This window comes from Methylocapsa palsarum (assembly GCF_900114285.1).
GTDB lineage: Bacteria > Pseudomonadota > Alphaproteobacteria > Rhizobiales > Beijerinckiaceae > Methylocapsa > Methylocapsa palsarum.
The window spans coordinates 1-1,644 of the sequence record NZ_FOSN01000066.1 but is presented as its reverse complement, the minus strand read 5'-3'; the positions used below and the strand labels follow the sequence as shown (position 1 = coordinate 1,644).

Here is a 1,644-nt window from a genome sequence, read left to right as displayed (position 1 = left end):
ATCTGCTCTTCCGTGAACCGTGCTCGCTTCATCTGTCCGTCCTCTGAAAGGCCGGACTCTAAATCCTCGTGGAGGAAAATCTCAGTGGCAGGTCACAGCCTGAAAGAAAAATCTCCCGCCGCTCTATAATCCCGGGCATTTTTCGGATTTCACCGGCTGCGCTCACAGTCGATTGGAACCGAGAAAAGTTCAAGGGGACCGCACAGCTCAAGAGGAAAATCAATCCGACGCGCGTCCCCATCGAGAAGAAGGAGAGCGTTCGCTGGCTAGAAAATCTTCGTCAATCAGTTGAGCTGCTCGGCCGCCCCGAGCGGTGCATCCACGTAGGAGACAGAGAAAGCGACATCTACGAACTCTATTGTCTGACCAAGGAGCTTGGCACGCATTTTGTTGTGCGAACGGTTGTGAACCGCCTTGCTGGCGATGGCGACCATACGGTGTCCGTAAATGCAGGCGGCGCCAAGCGCCGGAGTTCTTGCGATCGAGGTTCGCGGTGATCAGGACGAGATCAGCCACGCCTCCCTGGATGTCCGGTTCAAGCGGGTTATTGTTTTGCCGCCTATCGGAAAGCAGAAGCGTTACCCTTCGCTCGAGCTGAGCGTAATCCACGCAACCGAAATCAACGCGCCGTCGGGGCGCAAGCCAATCGTCTGGAAGCTCCTGACCGATTTCGATGTGCGAAGCTTTGAACAAGCCGTTGAAAAGATCCGATGGTACGCTACGCGTTGGAAGATTGAGGTCTTCCACAAAATCTTGAAGTCGGGCTGCCGCGCCGAAGACGCCAAGTTGCGGGCCGCGGATCGGTTGGCGAATTTGGTCGCCGTGTTCTGCATCGTAAGCTGGCGAGTGGTGTGGTTGACCATGATGGCTCGCGCGGCCCCGGACCTCCACCAACAATTGCGCTGACGCCCCCAGAGATCAAAATCCTTAACCACCTCGTCCGCAATTCCGGAAACCGAGGCGCAAAACAGAACACTCTTCAATTTTACCTGACGAAGCTTGCCCGCCTCGGGGGTTACCTGGCGAGGGCGTCCGACCCTCCACCCCGAAACACTGTCGTCTGGCGAGGCTTACGCCGGCTAGCCGACATTCACCTCGGCGCAGAAATGAACAGCAGGCCGAGATGTGGGTAATCGCAAGCCGCGGTGGGCCGCCTTCTCAAAATCGAGCGGGGTGTGATGCTGCGCAGCTAAGTCGGCTTTATGAGCGAGGCTAGCTGCACAGTATGGGTCGGATGACATTGATCACGGGCGTCAAACGCCGTCGGCGGTGGAGCGACGAAGACCGGGTTCGGATCCTGGCGGCGATTGCGGAGCCCGGCGCCGTGGTCGCCGACATTGCGCGTCGCGAGGATGTGTGCACGAGCCTCGTTTATAGATGGCGCCGAGCGGCGCGGCGGGATCGAAGCGCTCACGCTTGCGGATTTGCTCCGGTGATCATCGAGACGGCGCCGGCGGCGCCATCGACATTGCGGCCGGCGAACGTTTCCGACGCGGGCGTCATCGAGGTGGATATAAAGGATGTCCGGGTTCGGATCAGGGCGGATGCGCCCTCAGGAGTGATCACCGCGACGTTGAAGGCGTTGCGGTCGTGATCCCGATGCCGGCGGGATGCCGGGTCTTTATCGCGACGGGCTGCACGGAC

Annotated in this window: 3 protein-coding genes; 2 read left to right on the top strand and 1 reads right to left on the bottom strand. The window is 59.4% G+C overall.

Annotation, left to right across the window (positions count from 1 at the left end; genetic code table 11):
* Positions 1–284 precede the first annotated feature (284 nt).
* Positions 285–434, bottom strand: a complete 150-nt coding sequence (locus BM177_RS20435; protein WP_210185951.1) for a hypothetical protein — start codon at positions 432–434, stop codon at positions 285–287.
* Positions 435–447: 13 nt separating this feature from the next.
* On the opposite strand from BM177_RS20435, the gene BM177_RS20430 reads away from it, so the two are divergent.
* Together BM177_RS20430 and tnpA are read left to right on the top strand one after the other, a co-directional pair.
* Complete coding sequence (locus BM177_RS20430) at positions 448–906, top strand: hypothetical protein (protein ID WP_210185950.1); 459 nt, start codon at positions 448–450, stop codon at positions 904–906.
* 319 nt (positions 907–1,225) lie between these two features.
* Positions 1,226–1,594, top strand: coding sequence for an IS66-like element accessory protein TnpA (tnpA, locus tag BM177_RS21250; RefSeq protein ID WP_091686917.1), 369 nt, complete (start codon positions 1,226–1,228; stop codon positions 1,592–1,594).
* Positions 1,595–1,644: the final 50 nt, after the last annotated feature.